Origin of the sequence: Streptomyces sp. MP131-18, from assembly GCF_001984575.1 — a bacterium.
Lineage (GTDB): Bacteria > Actinomycetota > Actinomycetes > Streptomycetales > Streptomycetaceae > Streptomyces > Streptomyces johnsoniae.
Genome location: NZ_LZNS01000001.1, coordinates 4687546 through 4706778 on the forward strand (window position 1 = coordinate 4687546; position 19233 = coordinate 4706778).

The 19233-nt window shown below is 73.7% G+C and carries 19 protein-coding genes; 10 read left to right on the plus strand and 9 right to left on the minus strand.

What is annotated here, in order from left to right; all coding sequences use genetic code 11:
- Window positions 1-425 precede the first annotated feature (425 nt).
- Window positions 426-1790 (plus strand): M1 family metallopeptidase, encoded by a 1365-nt coding sequence (locus STBA_RS21320; RefSeq protein ID WP_077060788.1) that lies wholly within the window; start codon window positions 426-428, stop codon window positions 1788-1790.
- A gap of 64 nt (window positions 1791-1854) precedes the next feature.
- On the opposite strand, the gene STBA_RS21325 is transcribed toward STBA_RS21320, so the two are convergent.
- The 3 genes from STBA_RS21325 to STBA_RS21335 all read right to left on the minus strand — a co-directional run bounded on the left by STBA_RS21325 (window position 1855) and on the right by STBA_RS21335 (window position 4280).
- The gene (locus tag STBA_RS21325; protein ID WP_077060789.1) at window positions 1855-2994 is read right to left on the minus strand and encodes a methyltransferase domain-containing protein; all 1140 of its coding nucleotides are present in this window, start codon (window positions 2992-2994) and stop codon (window positions 1855-1857) included.
- Between the two features lie 243 nt (window positions 2995-3237).
- Window positions 3238-3450 carry a DUF397 domain-containing protein gene (locus tag STBA_RS21330; RefSeq protein ID WP_077060790.1) on the minus strand — a complete coding sequence of 71 codons (213 nt, stop codon included), beginning with the start codon at window positions 3448-3450 and terminating at the stop codon, window positions 3238-3240.
- Complete coding sequence (locus STBA_RS21335; RefSeq protein ID WP_079252073.1) at window positions 3447-4280, minus strand: helix-turn-helix transcriptional regulator; 834 nt, start codon at window positions 4278-4280, stop codon at window positions 3447-3449. Before STBA_RS21335 ends, STBA_RS21330 begins: the two co-directional genes overlap by 4 nt.
- A gap of 123 nt (window positions 4281-4403) precedes the next feature.
- Between STBA_RS21335 and STBA_RS21340 the strand changes: the two genes are divergently transcribed.
- Genes STBA_RS21340 through STBA_RS21345 form a run of 3 tightly spaced genes read left to right on the plus strand, consistent with a single transcriptional unit; the run spans window position 4404 to window position 4961 of the window.
- Window positions 4404-4592, plus strand: coding sequence for a hypothetical protein (locus tag STBA_RS21340; protein ID WP_077060791.1), 189 nt, complete (start codon window positions 4404-4406; stop codon window positions 4590-4592).
- Window positions 4589-4741: a hypothetical protein gene (locus STBA_RS37890; protein ID WP_171987752.1), complete on the plus strand. Its 153-nt coding sequence runs from the start codon at window positions 4589-4591 to the stop codon at window positions 4739-4741. The genes STBA_RS21340 and STBA_RS37890 overlap by 4 nt, the downstream gene beginning before the upstream one ends.
- A gap of 4 nt (window positions 4742-4745) precedes the next feature.
- A complete protein-coding gene (locus tag STBA_RS21345) occupies window positions 4746-4961 on the plus strand; it encodes a hypothetical protein (protein WP_077063478.1) in 216 nt (71 codons plus the stop codon).
- Between the two features lie 2 nt (window positions 4962-4963).
- Here STBA_RS21345 and STBA_RS38900 read toward each other — a convergent pair whose 3' ends face one another.
- A complete protein-coding gene (locus STBA_RS38900; RefSeq protein WP_079252074.1) occupies window positions 4964-5986 on the minus strand; it encodes a hypothetical protein in 1023 nt (340 codons plus the stop codon).
- 108 nt (window positions 5987-6094) lie between these two features.
- Here STBA_RS38900 and STBA_RS36685 point away from each other — a divergent pair, with 108 nt between their 5' ends.
- Both STBA_RS36685 and STBA_RS21360 read left to right on the plus strand, forming a co-directional pair.
- Window positions 6095-7534, plus strand: coding sequence for a serine/threonine-protein kinase (locus STBA_RS36685; RefSeq protein ID WP_253194886.1), 1440 nt, complete (start codon window positions 6095-6097; stop codon window positions 7532-7534).
- 115 nt (window positions 7535-7649) lie between these two features.
- On the plus strand, window positions 7650-7865 hold the full coding sequence (locus STBA_RS21360) for a hypothetical protein (RefSeq protein WP_143659543.1): 216 nt from the start codon (window positions 7650-7652) through the stop codon (window positions 7863-7865).
- Here the strand turns inward: STBA_RS21360 and STBA_RS21365 are convergent.
- The 3 genes from STBA_RS21365 to STBA_RS21375 all read right to left on the minus strand — a co-directional run bounded on the left by STBA_RS21365 (window position 7799) and on the right by STBA_RS21375 (window position 13216).
- Entirely contained in the window at window positions 7799-9466 is a 1668-nt protein-coding gene (locus tag STBA_RS21365) for a DNA repair helicase XPB (RefSeq protein WP_077060794.1), read from the minus strand. The genes STBA_RS21360 and STBA_RS21365 overlap by 67 nt on opposite strands.
- A gap of 329 nt (window positions 9467-9795) precedes the next feature.
- The gene (locus STBA_RS21370) at window positions 9796-10704 is read right to left on the minus strand and encodes an aminoglycoside phosphotransferase family protein (protein ID WP_077060795.1); all 909 of its coding nucleotides are present in this window, start codon (window positions 10702-10704) and stop codon (window positions 9796-9798) included.
- Between the two features lie 67 nt (window positions 10705-10771).
- The gene (locus STBA_RS21375; protein WP_077060796.1) at window positions 10772-13216 is read right to left on the minus strand and encodes a helicase-associated domain-containing protein; all 2445 of its coding nucleotides are present in this window, start codon (window positions 13214-13216) and stop codon (window positions 10772-10774) included.
- Between the two features lie 226 nt (window positions 13217-13442).
- Between STBA_RS21375 and STBA_RS21380 the strand changes: the two genes are divergently transcribed.
- Window positions 13443-14297, plus strand: a complete 855-nt coding sequence (locus STBA_RS21380) for a helix-turn-helix transcriptional regulator (RefSeq protein ID WP_077060797.1) — start codon at window positions 13443-13445, stop codon at window positions 14295-14297.
- A 9-nt stretch (window positions 14298-14306) separates the two neighbouring features.
- Window positions 14307-14546 carry a DUF397 domain-containing protein gene (locus STBA_RS21385; protein ID WP_077060798.1) on the plus strand — a complete coding sequence of 80 codons (240 nt, stop codon included), beginning with the start codon at window positions 14307-14309 and terminating at the stop codon, window positions 14544-14546.
- Here STBA_RS21385 and STBA_RS21390 read toward each other — a convergent pair.
- On the minus strand, window positions 14537-15415 hold the full coding sequence (locus STBA_RS21390) for a fructosamine kinase family protein (RefSeq protein WP_077060799.1): 879 nt from the start codon (window positions 15413-15415) through the stop codon (window positions 14537-14539). The two genes, STBA_RS21385 and STBA_RS21390, sit on opposite strands and share 10 nt — an antisense overlap.
- Window positions 15412-16473, minus strand: a complete 1062-nt coding sequence (locus STBA_RS21395; RefSeq protein ID WP_077060800.1) for a hypothetical protein — start codon at window positions 16471-16473, stop codon at window positions 15412-15414. Before STBA_RS21395 ends, STBA_RS21390 begins: the two co-directional genes overlap by 4 nt.
- Window positions 16474-16808: 335 nt before the next feature.
- Here STBA_RS21395 and STBA_RS21400 point away from each other — a divergent pair, with 335 nt between their 5' ends.
- Together STBA_RS21400 and pstS are read left to right on the plus strand one after the other, a co-directional pair.
- The gene (locus tag STBA_RS21400) at window positions 16809-17621 is read left to right on the plus strand and encodes a response regulator transcription factor (protein WP_253194889.1); all 813 of its coding nucleotides are present in this window, start codon (window positions 16809-16811) and stop codon (window positions 17619-17621) included.
- A gap of 254 nt (window positions 17622-17875) precedes the next feature.
- Window positions 17876-18991 carry a phosphate ABC transporter substrate-binding protein PstS gene (pstS, locus tag STBA_RS21405; RefSeq protein WP_077060801.1) on the plus strand — a complete coding sequence of 372 codons (1116 nt, stop codon included), beginning with the start codon at window positions 17876-17878 and terminating at the stop codon, window positions 18989-18991.
- Window positions 18992-19233 lie beyond the last annotated feature (242 nt).

Here is a 19233-nt window from a genome sequence, read left to right on the forward strand (position 1 = left end):
GTCACCGGTCAGGTGATCTTCGCCGACGGCGGCGCCGAAGCAATATTGGCCGGTGACCGTCAGTGGCGAGCGTGACACCCAGCGGGTGATTGCCGGTCATGACCACGCCGCTGCCCTCGTACTTGCCCCGGCGCCGGAGGCCTACCAGCGTTCCCGGACCGTGCACTGCTCATCGACCTCATGGTGATGGTGCGCGTGGTGACCTGGTCCGTGAGTGCACCCGTTCCGCTCCGTGCCCCACACGGTGGCACACTCACCGCACGGTCACCGGCGACCACCCGGGACCCGAACCCGGCGCGGCGCAGCGCGGTTCCGGCGCGCGCCGCCACTTGCGGGTCGATCTCCACCGTGGTGAGCGCGCGGCTGTGGGGTCTGTCATGCGATGCGCACATTCGGTTGGGCCTTGTCGGTCGAGAATTTTGGGCATGGATCTCATTCAAGGCAGACGATTCCGCCGGTGCCTGCTGGTCGCGGCCGTGCTGGTCGGCACGAGTGCCGGTGCCGGTGTTTCCGGCGCGGTGGCGAGCGGCGGGGACCTCGATGTCACCGACTACGACGTCACGGTGGACTATCGGCCGGACACCCAACTGCTTAGGGGCGTCACGGTGGTCACCGCCACGGCGACGGAGGAGCTGGACCGTTTCACGCTGCACCTCAGCGAGTTGACGGCCCGTTCGGTCACGGTCGATGGGGAGGCGGTGACGTCCTTCGCCCAGGACGGCGCGAAGGATCTCGTCATCGTGCCGGCGACGGCGATCGGGCGCGGCGCCGAGTTCGAGGTGCGGGTCGAGTACGACGGGACGCCCGGCGCCGGGTGGCACCCCACCGCGTCGGGCGGGGCCACCGCGTTCCTGGGCAGCTCCAGCGCGTGGTTCGCGGCCCACGAGGACGCCCACGACAAGGCCGCCTTCCACCTGACGGCGACCGTGCCGGACGGCTGGAGCGTCGTTTCGATCGGCCGGGAGGGACCGGTGCGGCGCGAGTCCGGCACGGCCACGTTCCAGTGGACGGAGCCCGCGGTCGACCCCGCCCGCATCGCCGTGTCGATCGACCGGTTCACCATCGAACGTTCGGCGCTCGCCGACGGGACCCCGGTCGTCAACGCGTACGCGCCGGAACTGATGGAGACCACCAAACCGCTGGCGGACCGGTTGCCGGAGATACTCGACTTCCTCTCCGGCACGTTCGGCCCGTATCCGCAGCAGGCGGCAGGCAACGTCTTCGTCCACGTGAACGACGACGCGCCGGCGACCGCGCCGCAGACCCGGCCGGTGTATCTCGGCGCCGGAAACCAGCAGTTCATGAACCTCAGCACCGTCGTCCACGAGCAGGCCCACCAGTGGTACGGGAACGCGGTCGCGGGTCGCGGGTCCGCGGACAACTGTCTGGCCGAGTGCTTCGCCTCCTACGCCACCTGGCTGTGGGACGAGGCCAAGGACGGCGCCGACCTCGACGCCCGCTACCGCGAGCAGGTCATCGCCAACCAGGACAACGCCGGCTTCTGGGCGGAGCTTTACCGCCCCGGCGAGACGCCGGGCATGGGCATGTACACCAAGGGCCCGCTCGCCCTGCACGCGCTCCGCGCGCAGGTCGGCGACGAGGCGTTCCACCAGTTGATCAGGCAGTGGCCGCAGGAACGGCGCGGCGACTACGCCGACTGGCCGGAGTTCGAGGCGTTCGCCGAGACGGTCACCGGACAGGACCTCACCGGCTTCTTCCAGGCGTGGTTCCGCGACGGAACGGTGCCCGCGGACGAGTACCTCTGGCCCGGCGGGGTCACCTCCGGCTGAGGTGACCCGGATGGGGGCGGGCCGGACTCCGGTGCCGCGGCGTGGAGTTCGCCGCATGCCCGCACTACACGGCCGTGACGGGAACGGGCCGGTCGGGGGAATCCAGCCAGGGCGTGGTGCGTTCACGGGTGACGGTCAGCCCGAAACGCCCGACTCCCGGCCTGCCCTGCCGGTCCCACCACCGCCAGGCCGCCGCCACCTCGTCCCAGAGCCGCCGCGGTCCGTACTGGTACACGAGGCCGGTCCCGTCGTCCCCGGCGAACCGTACCGCTGCCCAGGAACTGTCCGACAGGCTGTAGAACCACGCCGCCGTCTCGCCGTTCCGCTCGCCCGCGACGTGAGCGCATCGCGGTACAGCCATACCGAGAACGAACGGGGCCGCGTCGTACGGTCCGTGGGCCACGACTTCGGTACCGAGATCCGTCGTGCTCTCCACCGCCCCGTGCGGCCACGCACCGGACACGTACGCATCGTGCCGCGGCCATGCCAGGCGGTGCGCGCGGAGTTTCATGAACTGGGTGAGCCGGGTGAAACGACCGGCGGCACTCCGCCCGTCCGCCGCGACCACGAGCCCGGCCACGCCGTCGGCCGTGCAGTAGTCCGTGCCCCAGGGGACGAGGATGACGCCGCCCGGCCGGGTCTGCTCGATCCAGGCGTGGGGAACGCCACGCATCCCGCACGTGACGATCAGGCGGTCATAAGGCGCGCCATCGGAACAGCCCGCCGAACCGTCCCCCGTGACGACGCGCGGGGTGAGGCCGGTGTCTTTCAGCGCCCGCCGCGCCCGTTCGGCGACGCCCGCGTCGACCTCCACGGTCGTGACGGCGTCACTGCCGAGCCGGTGGGCCAGCAGCCCGGCGTTCCACCCGGTCCCGGTGCCGATCTCCAGCGCGGTCATGCCCGGCCGGACGTCGAGGTCGGCCAGCATCTCCAGCACCAGGCTCGGCATGGACGCGGAGGAGGACGGCACCACGCCGCCGTCCTCACCGTCGTGCCGACCATCGTCCCACTGCACTGTGACCGGCACATTCGCCTCCGCCGCCCGCTGCCAGCGCACCGGGTCGACATCACGGTCGACGAACACGTGCCGCCCGGAGGCTGTGTCGAACGGCCATATCCGCGACGGCAGGAACCGCGCACGCGGCACGGCCCGGACCGCCTCGACCCACTCCGGAGCGACGCTCTCCGCCGTGAACGCCGTCACGAGCCCGGCTTGCGGTGACCCCCGTCCCCCGGCGGTGTGCTGCCATCGGGGTGGGGCGGCGGAGGAGCGGGAAAGGGTGCGAGCGGCGCGCGGGGGCCTTGGTGCTTCCCGTCGTCCTTCTTGTCATCCTCGGGCATGTGCAACCTCCTTGCTGCACCGAAAGTATCAGCAGTCTCGCGCTGAGTGAACGGCGCACGGTTGCGCGTCAGCCCGCCCCCGCGCCGCTTCGCAACGGCCCGAGGGTCAGCCGGCGTCCAGCCGACCGGACTTGGTGGCCTCGATGAACGGCCGCCAGGCGGTGCCGGGCACGAACAGCGCCGGGCCGGAGCGGGCCTTCGTGTCGCGGACCGGGATGGTGTGGGGGATGCCGTCCGCGACCTCGACGCAGGAGCCGCCGTCACTGTTGCTGTAGCTGGAGGTGCGCCAGGCGGCGGTGCGCAGATCAGGCTTGGTCATTGGTCCTCGTACTCCTTGATTACCGACTCGATCAGGGCGAGGGACGCCTCGGGGGAGAGGGCCGCTGCCCGGAGCCAATCGTAGGACCGGCGGTAACGGGCGTGCACCTCCGGATCATCGATCAGGCGACCCGAGAATTCGTTCTCGATGTACACCATGGGTGGGGCGTCCTCGAAGGTCAGGAACGTGATCATGTGGTTCAGCGGGGGCGGCAGAGCGGAGGCCATCGGGAAGATCTGGATGACCGCCTTCTTCTCCCGCACCGCGGTGGCAAGCCGCTTCAGTTGTTCGTGCGCCGCTGCGGGGCCCCCTGTCCCGGCGCGGATCAGCGTCTCGTGCAGCACGACCCAGAAACGCGGCCCCCCTGTCTCGAAAAACTGACGGGAACGCTCCAGCCGGGCGGCCACCATCTCTTCCACCTTCTCCGGCGGGCGGAGCGGGTCGCCCGCCTCCATGAGGGCCCGGGCGTACGCCTCGGTCTGGAGCAGCCCCGGGATCAGCGTCGGGGCGTATTCGAGGATGGCGATCGCGACTCTCTCCAACTCCGCCGTGTCGACGAAGTATTCGGCAAGCCGCGATGCCTTCTTGATGGCCGTGGCCAGGTCCTTGAAGAAGCTGTCCGTGCCGAACTCGCGGTCGAGCAACTGCGCCAGGTCCGGCTGGAGCTTCCGCTCCGCCCGTTCGATCTGCGCCAGGTACCCGGCGCCCGTGAACACCCGCGTCCCCAACTGCTCAAGGCTCAGCCCGGCTTCCTCGCGCTTGGCGCGCATGTGCGCGCCGCAGAACGCGGCCGGTGACTCGCCGGGATTCAGTGGCTTCTTGTTGACCACGGCCTCACTGCCCCTCCGTGCGCCAGCGCAGGTGCGCTGTTCAAAGGCTGTCCACGGTAGCGCCTCCCGCGCCACGCTGTGAGCGAGTCATCACAGATAGGCACGGAAGAGGGATGTGAGGCAGTGTCGATCCTCCATGGACGCGCGGACGCCGAGAGCGCCGCGCACGAACTGCGGGAGGCGCTGGCGGGCAGCGGGATCACGTTGCCCTCGCTCGGCATCGACCCGCTGTACCCGCTGGTGGAGCTGGGGCGTTGCAATGCGGAGACCGCGCTGCGGCTGGCTGCCGTGCTGCGGAGGTGCGGGCGGTGAAGGGGGAGAGGGAGGAGAAGGAGCCGCAGGAGGCACCTGAGGCGCCGGAGCCGGAGGAGGCGGTGCCGTTCGACGACACGACGGAGGCGCTGCGGCTGCGGCTGGCCGAACTTTCCGAGCGGGTGCGGCTGCACCTGGAAGGGCGGTGAGGTGATGGTGGTCGGGGTGCTGGTGGCCGTGGAGATCGACGCGCGTTCGGTGCTGCGCGGGGATCAGGTCATGGTCGGCGGGCAGGCGTTCACGGTCAGCGACATGGTGACGGTGCCGGGCGGCAAGCGGCTGGAGTTCGTCTCGGGCGAGACGTTGACACTGCGCGCCCACACGGTGCTGTGGGCCAGCCGCCGGATCACCCCCCGGCGCCGCCCCTGAGGTTATCCGGGGGCCGGTGCCCGTTCGGGTTGGAGGGCCTCGCCCGTGTGGGCGTCGAGGGGGGCGCGTTCCGCGAGGGGGCGTTCCAGGTCCACCGTCTTCCGCACCGTGCGCTCCTCTTCTGTGCACCTCGTGCCCGGCGGCGGCCCGCCGACGACCGACGCGGCGAGGACGACGCTCTCGTCCGTCTCCAGCACGTCGACGGCCAAGTCGTCGCAGGAGCCCATCAGCAGGGTGACGGTGACCTGCCGGCCGTCCTCGCTGACCGGCCCCAGTGCCTCCAGCCCCACCGGCCGGTGCTCGCCGTCCGCCGCCACCGGGCCGACGGGGGCGGCCGGCGGCTCGGGGACGGCGACGGCGGCGTGCCGCAGCGGGGTGTCGTAGCCGTCGAGCGTGAAGAGCCAGGCCGGGACCTCGGCCGGTCCCCGGCTGGTGCGCAGCCGCATCTCGCCCGGCTCCACGTCGGTTACCCGCAACGCGTGGAAGTCCGGGGAATGGTCGTCGATCCCGCTGTCCATCTCTCCGAAGACGTCGGCGGCCGACCGCAGTGGCACCGGCCCGTTCTCCCCGGCCTCTCCGTTCTCCCCGTTCTCCCACCGGATCGAGCCGTCCGCCGACTCGTCGGGCAGGGAGGTCAGCGCCTTGAAGCTGCCGTTCTCGAACGCCCGCGTGTCCGACTCGTCGCGCAGTCCGCCCTCGGGCAGTTCGACAAGGGGGGCGAGCGGGTGGAACTCCGCCGCCCACCGGCCCGCCGCGTCCGACGCCTCCCACGCGTCGGCCACCGCGCACATGCGCGGCAACCGCTCGCGCTCGGGGTCGGGCCCGGCCCCGGGCAGGCACGGGTCGTCGGCGGGTGCCGTACTCGGGTCCGGCGCCGGGTCCGGCCCGGGGTCCCGCCCCTGCTCCGCTTCCGCGCCGCAGCCGAGGACGCCCGCGGCGAGCGCGACGAGCGCGGCGAGGAGGCCCCCCGTCAGCGGGCGCGTTCCGCGACCGCTCCAAGTGGTCCACGCATCACGGTGATTCATGACCTTCCGACGGGGGCACGGCCCGACCGGTTCCGGGGGAACGGCTGGGCAGGGCGGGTGCCGTGGTGTGTAATCCCGTGGGGGGACGAGCGCGAGGGGAGAACCTTGGTGGACGGACTGCATCCGGCCGATCCGCGGCAGGTGGGGCGGTATCGACTCGCCGGGCGACTCGGGGCCGGCGGAATGGGCCGGGTGTACCTGGGGCGTTCACCCAGCGGGCGGCTGGTGGCGGTGAAGCTGGTACGGCCGGAGCTGGCCGAGGACCCGGGCTTCAGGGCCCGGTTCGCGCGGGAGGTGGCGGCGGCCCGGCGGGTCACCGGTTTCTTCACCGCCGCCGTGGTCGACGCCGACCCCGACGGCCCGTCCCCGTGGCTGGCCACCGCCTACGTACCCGGCCTGCCCCTGGACGAGGCCGTCGCTGCCCACGGGCCCTGGCCGGTGCGTTCGGTGCGGGCGCTGGGCGCGGGCCTGGCCGAGGCGCTGGAGGCGATCCACGAGGCCGGTCTCGTCCACCGCGACCTGAAGCCCTCGAACGTGCTGATCGCCCCGGACGGCCCGCGCGTCGTCGACTTCGGGATCTCCGTGGCGGCCGAGGCCACCGCGCTGACCCGCACCGGCATGGTCGTGGGAACGCCGGGGTTCATGGCCCCCGAGCAGCTCACCGGGGCGCCCGTCACCCCGGCCACCGACGTGTTCGCGCTGGGCGCGGTGCTGACGTACGCGGCCACGGGCACGGGACCGTTCGGCACGGGCTCGGCGCAGGCGCTCAACTTCCGTATCGCGTACGAGGAACCGGACCTCGGCGGCCTGCCCCCGTCGGGCCTGGAGATCGTCGCCGACTGCCTGGCCAAGGACCCCGCCCGGCGCCCGGCGGTGTCCGCGCTCGTCGAGGAACTCGCCGTCGTTTCGGTCGGCGACCACCCGCCGACCGAGATCGTTCCGGCGGCTGTGACGGCGACCGCGGATTGGCTGCCGGGGCCGGTCGCCCAGGCGCTGCCCGGCACCATGACCGTCACCGCCCCGGTGGCCGCGCCCGCGGCCCCGGCCCGTTCCGCGCCCCCAGCACCTGCCCCGGTGGCCGCGCCCGCCGCGCCCCCCGCACCTGCCCGTTCCGCGGCCCCGCCGGGCGCGTCCGCCGCACCGGGCGGCCTGGTGCTGCGCCGGACGTTCGCCTACTGGTGTGCCATCGCGGTGCTCGTGCTCGCCGTGGTCCTGCCATCCCGCAACGGGCACGCAGCCCTGACCGGCATAAACGATGGCACCGGGCCGTGGCCGTTCGTCCTCATCGCCGCGCTCAACGCGGCGACCTGCGGCCTGGTGCTCGCCGTGCTGTACCGCGCCCCCGCCGCTCCCGTTCCGCTCTGGGCCAGAATCCCGCACACACTCATGAGCGTTTTCACCACCGGCCTGTTCGCGTACTTCCTGTACTGGCACATCGAGGACGGGGAGGTCGACCGACTGGGCCCGGGCGCGTGGCTGTTCGGCCTCGGGTGCCCGGTGCTGATCTACAGCGTCTTCCGGTTCCGGGCCCCCGGCCGCCGACCCTGAGGGGTGGTGCCCGGGTCCCTAGGGGGCGCTCGCCCGCGAGGGGGAGGGGAGCGGGGGAGCCGTTCCGACCGGGGGGCGATGTGGGGCGGGGGTGGGCGGCGGCAGGGTGGAGGTCATGAGTACCGCGACTGTGCGGCCCGCCGCCGCCACCCCTCTGGTCCGTGCCCCGCGCCTGCTGGGCACCGCGCTGCGCGCCGTCGGCGTGGTGGCGGGTGCCGCGTTCGAGGTGGTCGTCCTCGGGCGGGTGGCGGAGGAGGCGCTGCGTTACACGCCGCCCAGCTCCTCCTCGCCGCCCGCGGCGAGCACGTCGCCCGCGTCCATGATCCGGTAGGCGTAGCCCTGTTCGGCCAGGAAGCGCTGCCGGTGCGCGGCGAACTCCTGGTCGATGGTGTCCCGCGCGACGACGGAGTAGAAGCGCGCCTCGTGCCCGTCCGCCTTGGGGCGCAGCACCCGGCCGAGCCGCTGCGCCTCCTCCTGCCGGGAGCCGAACGTGCCGGACACCTGGATGGCGACGGTCGCCTCGGGGAGGTCGATCGAGAAGTTGGCCACCTTGGACACCACCAGAACGGACAGCTCCCCGGCGCGGAACGCGTCGAACAGCCTCTCCCGCTGCGCGTTGCTGGTCTCGCCCTTGATGACGGGCGCGCCGAGCTGCTCGCCCAGCTCGTCCAGCTGGTCGATGTACTGGCCGATGATCAGCGTCTGTTCGCCCGCGTGCCGGTGCACCAGGGATTCGGTGATGCGGCGCTTGGAGTCGGTCGTCGCGCAGAAGCGGTAGCGCTCCTCCGGCTCGGCCATGGCGTACGCGAGCCGTTCGGCATCGGTGAGGTCGACGCGCACCTCCACGCAGTCGGCGGGCGCGATGTAGCCCTGGGCCTCGATCTCCTTCCAGGGCGCGTCGAACCGCTTGGGACCGATCAGCGAGAACACGTCGGACTCGCGGCCGTCCTCCCTGACCAGCGTCGCCGTCAGGCCGAGCCGGCGGCGGGCCTGGAGGTCGGCGGTGAACTTGAAGACCGGCGCGGGCAGCAGGTGCACCTCGTCGTAGACGATCAGGCCCCAGTCGCGGGAGTCGAACAGCTCCAGGTGCGGGTACACGCCCTTCCGCCGCGTGGTCAGCACCTGGTACGTGGCGATGGTGACCGGCCTGATCTCCTTGCGGGTGCCGCTGTATTCGCCGATCTCGTGCTCGGACAGCGAGGTGCGGCGCATCAGCTCGGCCTTCCACTGGCGGGCCGAGACGGTGTTCGTGACGAGGATCAGCGTGGTGGCCTGCGCCTTGGCCATGGCGCCGGCGCCGACCAGTGTCTTGCCCGCGCCGCAGGGCAGCACGACGACGCCGGAGCCGCCGTGCCAGAAGCCGTCGATGGCGTGCTCCTGGTAGGGGCGCAGGTGCCAGCCCTCCTGGTGCAGCTCGATGGGGTGGGCCTCGCCGTCGACGTACCCGGCGAGGTCTTCCGCGGGCCAGCCGAGCTTGAGCAGCGCCTGCTTGATCTGGCCGCGCTCGGAGGGGTGGACGATCACGTTGTCCGGGTCGATGCGGGCGCCGACCAGCGGCTGGATGCGCTTGGAGCGCAGCACCTCCTCGAGTACCGGCCGGTCGGTGGTCTGGAGGACCAGGCCGTGCGCGGGGTGCTTGAGCAGGCTGAGCCGCCCGTACCTGGCCATCGTCTCGGCGACGTCGACGAGCAGCGCCTGCGGCACCGGGTAGCGCGAGAACGACACGAGCGCGTCGACGACCTGCTCGGCGTCGTGGCCCGCGGCCCGCGCGTTCCACAGGCCGAGCGGGGTCACGCGGTAGGTGTGGATGTGCTCGGGCGCCCGCTCCAGCTCGGCGAACGGCGCGATGGCCCGCCGGCAGTCAGCGGCCTTCTCGTGGTCGACTTCGAGCAGCAGCGTCTTGTCGCTCTGCACGATGAGTGGCCCAGTCACGCTCGTTTCTCTCCTCCGGCGCCGGGATCTGGCCAAGGGTCCAGTGTCGCACTGTTGGCCGCGGGACCGGCCGCGCTCAGTCATCGGGGGCGGCACAGAAACTCGTGGAGACGCATGCCGCCTGCGGTTACCGCGCGGACCGCGAGCACCTTGACTGCGCGCCGTTACGGCTGCCGCATCCGGCGGCTGTCGAGCGGTCCGAAGCGCTGTGCGCTGCCGTCCCTCCGGGCCGCGCAGGGCACCAGGCCAACCCGTGGACAGACGTGGACGTGCTCGTCGAACGGCTGCTGGCGCAGCGACGCCAGGCCCGGAGGTGAACGGAGACCAGCTCAACGGTGGGTCATGAGGGTGGTGGCGATGGTGGTCTGGTCGGGGGGCAGGGTGGGGTCGCCGTCCTCGATCGACCACAGGCCGTTCTGGAGGACGCGGGCCAGTGTCCAGCCCTTCGCGCGGTCGCGGTCGCGGTCCAGCGACAGGGCCTCGGTCATGAGGTCGAAGCGCGGCAGGATCTCGTCCGGGTCGAAGCGGTTGTCGAGGGCGGGCAGCAGGTCGAAGCCGACGTCGCCGACCAGCGGCTCCGGGTCGATCGCGAGCCAGGGCTCGCCGCGGTCCGCGTCCGGGCGGGGGGCGAGGACGTTCTCGTAGTGCAGGTCCCAGTGCAGCAGCGCGCCGCCCGGCTCGTCGAGGAGCTCGCGCGTGGCCGCGGCGCAGTCGGCCAGCAGGCGCCGGTCGTCGTCGCGGGTGAGGCGGGGGAGCGCCGCGGGGGCCTCGGCGACCATGGCGCCGGCGATGTCGCGCAGGTGGCGGGTGCCGGGCGGCGGCGGGACGGCGGTGAGGCGGCCGAGTAGCCCGGTCAGCAGGCGGCAGGCGGTGTGGCTGTCCGGCACCCCGTTCAGGGAACGGGCCGGGTCGAGGGCTTCGAGCAGCAGCGATCCGGTGTCCTCGTCGTGCGCGAGCAGCCGCACCGCGCCGTTGCCGTCCCAGGCCCGCAGGGCGGGGGCCTCGCCCGCGTTCTCCGGCGTCCGGGGGCGGATCTTGAGGGCGGCGGGGGAGCCGTCGGCCCGCTCGACGGGCAGGACGAGCGCGAGCATGCCGTGCCGGGCGGGCCCGGTGGGGCGCAGCCGCCAGTGGTCGAGCATGCGGGCGGCGAGGCCGGGCAGGGCGGCCGTCCAGGCCCGGCCGGCGTCGCCGTTGAACTTGGCGTGGTACCCGGCGAGTCCGTCCGGAACCGTGATCATCTGTCGCTGCCCTCCCGGCCGCAAGCGTAACGGCCGGGGGTCGCCGGGGGCGGGGAGAGGGCCGGGCCTACTGGCCGGCGTCGGCGCTGCCGGTGATCCGGTGCAGTGGGTACGTCCGCACCTCGTCCGCGGTGTGGTCGAACGCGGTGACGAAACCGCCCTCGACGCGCACCGGGGACAGGACCCGGTGGGCCGCGAGTCCGTCGGCCCCCACGTAGCCGATCCGCACGAGGGCGCCGGAACGGGCCGCCGCCTGGAGCGTCCGCAACGTGGTGGCGGCCGGGGTGCGCGGCGGCGGGCCGGCCGCGTCGGGCACGCGCCCGCCGGGCGTGCGCCCGCCGGGCGCACGGGGCGTGTCCAGCGCAGCGTGGTCGCCGGCGCGAATCGCGCGCACGGCGGCGCTCAGCAGCGTCTCGTCCGCTCCGGGCGGGGCGTCGGGCGCCGGCTCGGGAGCCGTGCGCGGGGGCGTGCGGTGCGGCTCCGCGCGCAGGGTGAGTACCGCCCCCTCGGTGGACTCGGCCGCGGGCGCGAGGCCGAACTCGCGCAGCCGCGCCAGCAGCGTGTCGGGCGGGGAGGCCGAGACCACGATGGTCGGCGCGATACGGCGCAGGCGCAGGCCGTCGGTGCGACGGTCGGCGAGCACCTCGTCGAGCAGCGCCTCGTCCTCGCAGCGCAGGTAGCTGCCCGCGGCGCCGACGCGCAGCCGGCCGTACCGCCTGGCCACGTCGTCGACGAGGTACGTCAGCGGCTGCGGCACGGGCGTGCGGGAGCGGGCGGCGAGGAAGGCGTGCAGCTCGGCCGCCGTCCACCCGGCGTCCAGCGCGCGGCGGACCGAGCCGGGCGTGAACCGGTAGACGGTGGCCGCGCCCTTGGACTCGACGTCCGCGGCCAGCGCCATCGCCTGCCGCAGCTCCGGCAGCAGCGGCCCCGGCGCGACGGCCGTCAGATCGGCCTGCACCAGCACGTGATCCACCGGCCGGGGAAGGAGCGGCGCGAGCCGCGCCGCGGCCTCCCCCTCCCTGTCCCTGTCGTCCTGCGCCCTGTCGTCCTGTGCCCTGTCGTCCTGCGCCCCGCCGTCGAGCAGCGGGCGGACGAAGGAGGCCAGCGCCCCGCGGCCGGTGAACCCCAGCAGCTCCGCCTCGGCCAGCGTCGCCGCACACATCCGGGCCCGCGGCTCCTCGGGGAGACGGCGCGGCAGCTCCCAGCGGATGCGCCGCGCAACGGCCTCGGGATCGGGCGCGTGCCCCGGCTCGGTGCCGGCCAGCAGCCGCAGCGTCGCCAGGCGCAGCTCCGCGGCCGGGCCGCGGTCGAGGCCAGGACCGAGCGCGGCGAGCAGCCGTCCCTTCGCGTCGCGCGAGCCCACCAGGCCCGGTACGCGGGTCGCGGCCAGCCAGGCGGTCGCCAGGCGCACCCAGCGCCGCCCGGGCGGCTGCTCGCGCCAGACGTCGTAGTCCGGCGTCGGCGCGAACCGTTCGTCGGCCTCGCCGTCCGCGGCCACCAGCCCTGCGCTGTACGCGAGTTCGAGCCAGAACGCGGCGTCAGGCTCCGACACGTCCAGGGTGACCGCGAGGCGCTTGAGGTCCCGCACCCCGAGCCCGCCCGAGCGCAGCACGGCGGGGGTCTCCCGTTCCCACGCGCCGAGCATCTCCTCCACCACCGCGAGCGCCGCGCCCGCGGCGCCCGCCGCGGCGATGTCCACGGCGGCCGGCTCGTAGACGGCGCGGGCCGTCGGCTCAGGCGGCACCGGGTGCAGCTCGCGGTGCGCCCGGCCGCCGCGCAGGTGCAGCGCGACCTCGCGCGGCAGGACGACGGTGCCGGGCGCGGTGGGCATCAGCAGGGCGCGGTCGAGGAGCCAGCGCAGGTGCGGCCCCGGCCGGGCGGTGATCTCGCCGTAGGGCGGGCCCCAGGCCAGCCGGTCGAGGACGGAGAGGGACTGCTCCGGCGCCCCGGCGAGCAGGTCGCCCAGCCGTGCCGGGTCGGTGAACAGCGCGGCCAGCGCGGCCAGGGCGCTGACCGGGTCGTGCGTGGGCGGCAGTCCGGTGCGGGCGAGCAGGTCCTGCATGCGGCTGGGCGAGATCCCCGAGGCGGTCTCGGCGAGCGTCGGGCCGAGGCCCGTGCCGCTGGGCCGGGCGGCGCTCGGGGCGAGCAGCTCCTGCGCGGTGCGGACCAGGCGCAGGCCCTCCGGTCTGCCCCAGAGCAGCGCCCGGGCGCGCAAGGTGGCGAGTGCGCCGGGCAGTTGCTCCTCACCGCCGGGCAGCAGGGCGGCGAGAACGGGGTACTGGCAGGGCTGCGGGGCGGCGGCCAGCGCCTCCGCGGTCTGGAGGGTGAACGTGTCGAGCCGTTCGAGGGCGCGCAGCACGGAGGCGCGGGTGCCCGCGCGGGTGGCCAGCTGGGACAGGTCGCCGGGCAGCGGGGACAGCAGGTCGGCCCTGGCGCGCAGCAGCCCGGCCAGCTCCGCGTCGGAGCGGGATCGCAGCTCGTCGGCGAGGGTACGGGGGCTGGTGGCGGTCATCCGACCAACGGTAGCGGCAGGAGTGTGTGCCGCGCACGGGACGCCGCGGTACGGCGCGCTGAACTCCTCGCCACGACTCGCCACGACTCGCCAACGATCGGAAGTCCGCCAGGGGCAACATTGCACCGTGGCAATCGTGCGTTCGGGTGAGTGCGTAGGCGAGTGGACTCGGGGGGTGAGGGGGCGGCAGACTCAGCAGCCAGCCAAAGGAAGGACCAAAGACACGATGCCGCCGAGGGAGAATCCGACCGCCCGACAGGCGCGCCTGGGTGCGGAGTTGAGGAAGCTGCGCGAGCGGGCGGGCCGGACGGCCCGGGAAGCCGCGGGCATGCTCGGCACCGACCAGGGCAAGATCAGCCACATAGAGTCCGGCCGCATCGGCGTCAGCGAGGAGCGCATCAGAAAGCTGGCGACCTTCTACTCGTGTGCGGACCACGCCCTTCTCGATGCCCTCTGCGAGATCGCCCGTGAGCACCGCGGACAGTTCTGGTGGGACGAGTATCGTGGCATGGTTGCCCCGGGTCCGTTGAATGTCGCCGAGCTGGAGCACCACCTCGTCGGCATGCAGATCATGCAGACCGTGACCGTACCCGGCCTCCTTCAGATCGAGGACTACGCGCGTGCCCTCTTCCGCGGCAACGTCACCGAGCTGCCGCCGGAAGAGGTCGAGACGCGCACCGAGTTCCGGATGCGGCGCAAGGTCGTACTGGAACGCGAGAACCCGCCGCCGTTCGACGTCTTCATCCATGAGGCGGCGCTGCGGATGCGGTTCGGCGGGCGCGCCGTCGTGCGGCGGCAGCTCCGATACCTCATGGCCTCCTCCGAGCGGCCCGGCATCACGGTGCGCGTCGTGCCGTTCACCAACGAGGACTTCTTCGAGGCCGTGCAGCCCGTCCTCTACGCCACCGGCGTCGTCCCGCAGCTGGACACCATCCAGATCGACACCCCCTTCGGCGGCGGCTTCCTCGACGCCGAGGCCGACGTGCTGGCCTACCGGGCGTTCTTCGCCCGCGCCCGCAAGGTGTCGCTGAACGGGGACGAGTCCCGGCAGCTCATCCACCACATCGCGCGAGAACTCTGAGAGGCGACGATGCCCACCCCGACCCTCGCCGCCACGCGGTGGCAGCGTTCCTCCTACTCGGGGGGCACCGGGGACAACTGCCTGGAGCTGGGGCGGCCGGCCCCCCACGGCGGCCGGGTGCTGCTGCGGGAGTCCGACGCGCCGCGCTCCGTGCTGACCACGAGCGCGGCACGGCTCGCCGCGCTGCTGCGCGGGGTGAAGGCCGGGCGGTTCGACCGGCTGGCCCGGCCCGCGGCGGGTCAGCCGTAACGGGCCGTGATGCGGCGCAGGTGCGCCAGGGCGCCCGCGCAGTCGTCCTCGTGCGCGACCGTGCTCAGCAACTCGCGCAGGAACAGCACCTCCATGCGGTCCCGCCAGCCGTCGCCGAGCGGCCGCAGCTCGGCGTAGGCGCCGAAGAAGCGGTCCGCGTCCGCGGGCGCCGCGGAGGCGTGGAACATGCTCAGGTCCACGTCCGGCCAGGTGAACGAGACGGCGGGGTCGATGAACGCGGGCGCGCCTTCCGCGGTGGCCACCATGTTGGCGTGCCACAGGTCGCCGTGCGTCAGCACGGCAGGCGTCGGCGGCACGAACGCGGGCAGCCGCTCGCAGATCCGCTCGATGGCGGCCCGGTCGGCGGCCGTGAGCGCGGCCACGGCACGCGGTTCCGGTAGGTACCGCAGGATGCGGCGGGTGGCGTAGAACTCGTAGCCGTCGTCCGCCCAGGCGTTCCGCTGCGGCAGCAGCCCGAGCCAGCCGTCCCGGTACCAGCCGTGGCGCGGCCCCCGGACGGTGTGCAGCCGGGCCAGGGCGCGTCCGGCCTCGGCCCAGAAGGCGGGGCGCCGGGCGGGGTCCTTCGCCGCCATGGCCTGCATCAGCAGCAGCCGGTCGCCCGCGTGCCGCACCTCGGGGACGGTGAGGCCGCCGTCGTCCGCGAGCGCGCGCAGGCCCGCCGCCTCCGCCGGGTACAGTCCCGGCGGCGCGCCCGCCGCGTGCTTGGCGACCAGGCGGGCTCCGTCGGGCCAGGTCAGCAGCCACACCTCGCTCACCACCCCGCCGGTCAGCGGCCGGGCGTCCGCCCCCGAGGCGTCGACGCCCGCCGCGCGCAGTGCCGCGCGCAGGGCGGGGCCGGCTCCGGTCATGCGTCGGCCGGCGGGCGGTTGCGGCGGGCGCGGTGCAGGAGGAAGGCGGCGCTGGCCAGGGCGGCGCCGCGCAGCAGCCACGGCCAGTGGTCGGCGAACGCGCCGTCCGCTTCGCCCTCGGCGAGCGTCGGGCCCCAGTAGCCCGCCGTGCGGCCCAGCAGCCACAGCAGGTAGCCGCCGCCCACCAGGGCGGGCATGCCGAACGTCGCCCACTGCGCGGCGCGGCGGCTCAGCCGCGGCGACCAGTAGGCGACCAGCCAGCCCAGGCCGAGCACGACGATCGACCCGGCCAGCGTGCCCGCGACCAGCAGCAGCACGCCCAGGTACTCCACCGGGCCGCCGACGCGCCGCCCGCTCAGCGCCGCCCGTGCCCAGCGGCGCCCGCGCGGCGCGTGCGCCGCGCGCTCCGGCTCGGTGGGCCGGACCGCCTCCTCGGCCTCCGCGGCCGTCTCGGGATCAAGGGCCGCGTCGAGGGCCGCGTCGGGGTCCGCCTCGGCCGGGGCGGGCGAGGCGCGCAGCATTTCGGGGATCTCGATGCCGCCGAAGAACCGGCCGATCTGGCCGTCCGGCCAGGGCTCCGCGTCCCGCTGCGGCCCGCCGAGCGGCACTTCCGGCCAGGCGGGCGCGTCGGGCCCGCCCGGGGGACCGGCGGGCGCGGACTCGACCGGGGGCGGCGACTCGACCGGCGCGCGTTCCTTGGCGGCACGCTCCTTGGCCCGGCGCTCCCGGCGCGGGCGCTCCTTCCGCGGGGGCTCGGCGACCGGGCGGGGCGCCGGAACGGGCGCGGGCGCGGGAACTGGCGCGGGCGCCGTTCCGGGCGCCGACCCGTGCTCCGCGGCGGCGGCCACGACGTCCTCGGGGCGCCCCATCTTGCCCAGAATCCGCTTCACCGAGGCCCGGCTGTCCGCCCCGCCCGCCTCGGCGCGGCGCCTGCCGATCTCGTCCCGCAGCCCGTTCACGAGCGTCGCCCGCTGCGTGGCGGACATGCGCGTTCCATGGGCCAGGTCGCCGACCCGGCTCAGATAGTCAAGTACGAGCTGCTCGCCTTCGATTCCCACGCCACTGCCCCTGCGTCGCGCCGACCGGAACCCGAACGATGCTAGTCAACTTCTCGCTTCCTCACAGGACTCACCGGGACGGCCGACGCGGAACCTGAGAGAACGCCGTTGTTCATCGCAGGTTCACCGAACGCCGTACAACCCGCTACCCACGGCTCGTTACATGGTGAACGTCCCCGCCGGACACCGACATCACGCACCCCGGGAGCCGGGCCCCGGCACCTGGCCTTGACGCCGAGCACCACGGCCCGACGCGGCGCGCGCACCGCCACGGACCGGGGCTGAAGACCGCATCGCGTTCTTCACTGCCGACATCGACAGCGAGGGAGAGCGCCATGGGCGCCTGGTTGAGCACGACGCAACCGAGACGGCCGTCGAGCGGTGCGGACGACGACCTCGGCGGGCCGGCGGCAGGCGGCGACCTGCCGGAGCCCGCGGTGCCCGCGCAGGCGCGTATACCGCTGGGGTCCAACCCGGTGGTGCTGCTCGCGGACGCCGACGAGCGCATCCGGCAGGGCCTGACGGCCCAGCTCGCCAAATACCAGGTGTCGGTGGTGCACTGCGCGGACGGCGCCGCCGCACTGCTGGAGGCCGGGCTGCGCAAGCCGGACGTGCTGCTCGTCTCCGCCGACCTGCCCGTGATCGACGGCCCGACCGTGCTGCGCCTCGTGCGCCGCCGGCTCTCGATCCCCGTGGTGCTCGGCGTCGGTCCGGACGACACCGCGCAGGTCGCCCCCGCGCTCGCCGCCGGCGCCAGCGCGTGCGTCGCGCGCCCCTACCGGCCGCGGGAGGTCGCGCAGCTGCTGAGCCTGGCCGACCGCGGGAACCGCGGCTGGGACCAGCCGCTGGTCTGCGGGCCGCTGACGCTGGACCCGAGCACGTACGAGGTGCGGATGCACGGGGTGCCGACGGCGCGGCTACCCCTGCGCGAGTTCCAGCTGCTGCACCTGCTTATGCTGAACGCCGAAAAGGTGATCACGCGGGACCGGATCCGCGCCGAGCTGTGGGGCGAGGGCGCGCGCCGTTCCAACACCATCACCGTTCACATTAGGCGCCTGCGGGAGCGGCTCGGGGACGATCCGCACCACCCCGAGATCATCCAGACCGTCCGGGGCGTCGGCTACCGCCTGGTGCCCCCGGCGAGCTGACCGGACGCCGCGCGGCACCGGCCCGGCACCCCCGGGCCGCGGCCGTCGTGCCGGTGCCCTGCGGGTCTCCCGTGGGAGGCCGTTTCCTTAACGATTCCAACTCTTTTTGTGAAACTACCGGTTCCGTTGAACCTATCTTTCTGTTCACCTTCTGGCCCTCGCTCCTTCGCTGGCCGCTCCTACGTTCTCTTTGACACCACAACGTCATTGACTACCCGGCCGGCCCGGCTGGGCATGAACAAGGAGCAACGTCCATGCGCAACTGGCGCGCCAAGAGCGCTGCGATAGCCGCGGTCTCCGCCCTGGCCCTGGTCACGGCCTGTAGCAGCGACAACGAAGACGACAATGGCAACGGCAACGGCGGCAGCGACGGGGGCGGCGAGGAGTCGACGCTCTCCGGCACCATCTCCGGTGCGGGCGCCAGCTCGCAGGAGGCCGCGCAGGCCGCCTGGCAGGCCGGGTTCAACGAGCTGCACCCCGACGTCACGGTCAACTACGACCCGAGCGGCTCCGGCGCCGGGCGCGAGCAGTTCACCGCGGGCGGCACCGACTTCGGCGGCACCGACGCCTACCTCTCCGAGGAGGAGGGCGAGCTGGCCGCCGCGCAGGAGCAGTGCGGCGAGGTCGTCGAGATCCCGGTGTACGTCTCGCCGATCGCGGTGGTCTTCAACCTGGAGGGCGTGGACTCGCTCAACCTGAGCCCCGCCACCATCGCCCAGATCTTCAACCAGCAGATCACCAACTGGAACGACGAGGCGATCGCGGCCGACAACCCGGACGCCGAGCTGCCCGACCTCCCGATCACCCCGGTCAACCGCTCCGACGACTCCGGCACCACGGAGAACTTCGTCGAGTACCTGTCGGTGACCGCGGCCGAGGACTGGCCGCACGAGGTCAGCGACGTGTGGCCGGTCAGCGGCGGCGAGGCAGGCCAGGGCACCGCCGGTGTCGTCCAGGCCGTCGCCGGCGGCGAGGGCACCATCGGCTACGCCGACGCCAGCCAGGTGGACGACCTCGGCACCGTCGCGGTCGGCGTGGGCGAGGAGTTCGTTCCCTACTCGCCCGAGGCCGCCGCCGCCGCGCTCGAGGTCTCCGAGCGCGTCGAGGGCCGCGGCGAGTACGACTTCGCCTACGACCTGGCCCGCGACACCACCGAGAGCGGCGCCTACCCGATCGTCCTCGTCTCCTACGCGATGGCCTGCGCCACCTACGACGACGAGGCCAAGGCCGAGCTGGTCCGCGAGTACCTGTCCTACATGATCAGCCCCGAGGGCCAGGACGCCGCGGCCGCGACCGCCGGCTCCGCCCCGCTGTCCGACGCGCTGCGCACCGAGTACCAGGCCGCGGTGGACGCGATCTCCGCCGGCTGACCTCGCCCCGGCACCCACGGTCCGGGCGGCCCCTGCCACGGGTGGCCGCCCGGACCTAGGCCCTGTCGTTCGGATCTTCGTGGATCAGGTCGCGTTGTCAGATGCGGTGCTCTCCCAGGCCCTCGGGGGCCTGGGAGGTGCCCCCAAGGCGGAGGATCGCAGCTCGTACGTGGGGGTACCTCCCGGACGAAGTCTGGGGTGGGGGCACCTCCCAGCCGCCAGGCTGGGGGAGTGCCGTAGCC

Bases quoted from the DNA above. Each gene is read 5' to 3' on its own strand.
- STBA_RS21360 (WP_143659543.1), top strand. From the start codon at position 7,650: ATGAGTACCGCGACTGTGCGGCCCGCCGCCGCCACCCCTCTGGTCCGT.
- STBA_RS21385 (WP_077060798.1), top strand. From the start codon at position 14,307: ATGCCCACCCCGACCCTCGCCGCCACGCGGTGGCAGCGTTCCTCCTAC.
- STBA_RS21390 (WP_077060799.1), bottom strand. From the start codon at position 15,415: ATGACCGGAGCCGGCCCCGCCCTGCGCGCGGCACTGCGCGCGGCGGGC.
- STBA_RS21320 (WP_077060788.1), top strand. From the start codon at position 426: ATGGATCTCATTCAAGGCAGACGATTCCGCCGGTGCCTGCTGGTCGCG.
- STBA_RS21380 (WP_077060797.1), top strand. From the start codon at position 13,443: ATGCCGCCGAGGGAGAATCCGACCGCCCGACAGGCGCGCCTGGGTGCG.
- STBA_RS21330 (WP_077060790.1), bottom strand. From the start codon at position 3,450: ATGACCAAGCCTGATCTGCGCACCGCCGCCTGGCGCACCTCCAGCTAC.
- STBA_RS21400 (WP_253194889.1), top strand. From the start codon at position 16,809: ATGGGCGCCTGGTTGAGCACGACGCAACCGAGACGGCCGTCGAGCGGT.
- STBA_RS38900 (WP_079252074.1), bottom strand. From the start codon at position 5,986: ATGAATCACCGTGATGCGTGGACCACTTGGAGCGGTCGCGGAACGCGC.
- STBA_RS21370 (WP_077060795.1), bottom strand. From the start codon at position 10,704: ATGATCACGGTTCCGGACGGACTCGCCGGGTACCACGCCAAGTTCAAC.
- STBA_RS21375 (WP_077060796.1), bottom strand. From the start codon at position 13,216: ATGACCGCCACCAGCCCCCGTACCCTCGCCGACGAGCTGCGATCCCGC.
- STBA_RS21345 (WP_077063478.1), top strand. From the start codon at position 4,746: ATGGTGGTCGGGGTGCTGGTGGCCGTGGAGATCGACGCGCGTTCGGTG.
- pstS (WP_077060801.1), top strand. From the start codon at position 17,876: ATGCGCAACTGGCGCGCCAAGAGCGCTGCGATAGCCGCGGTCTCCGCC.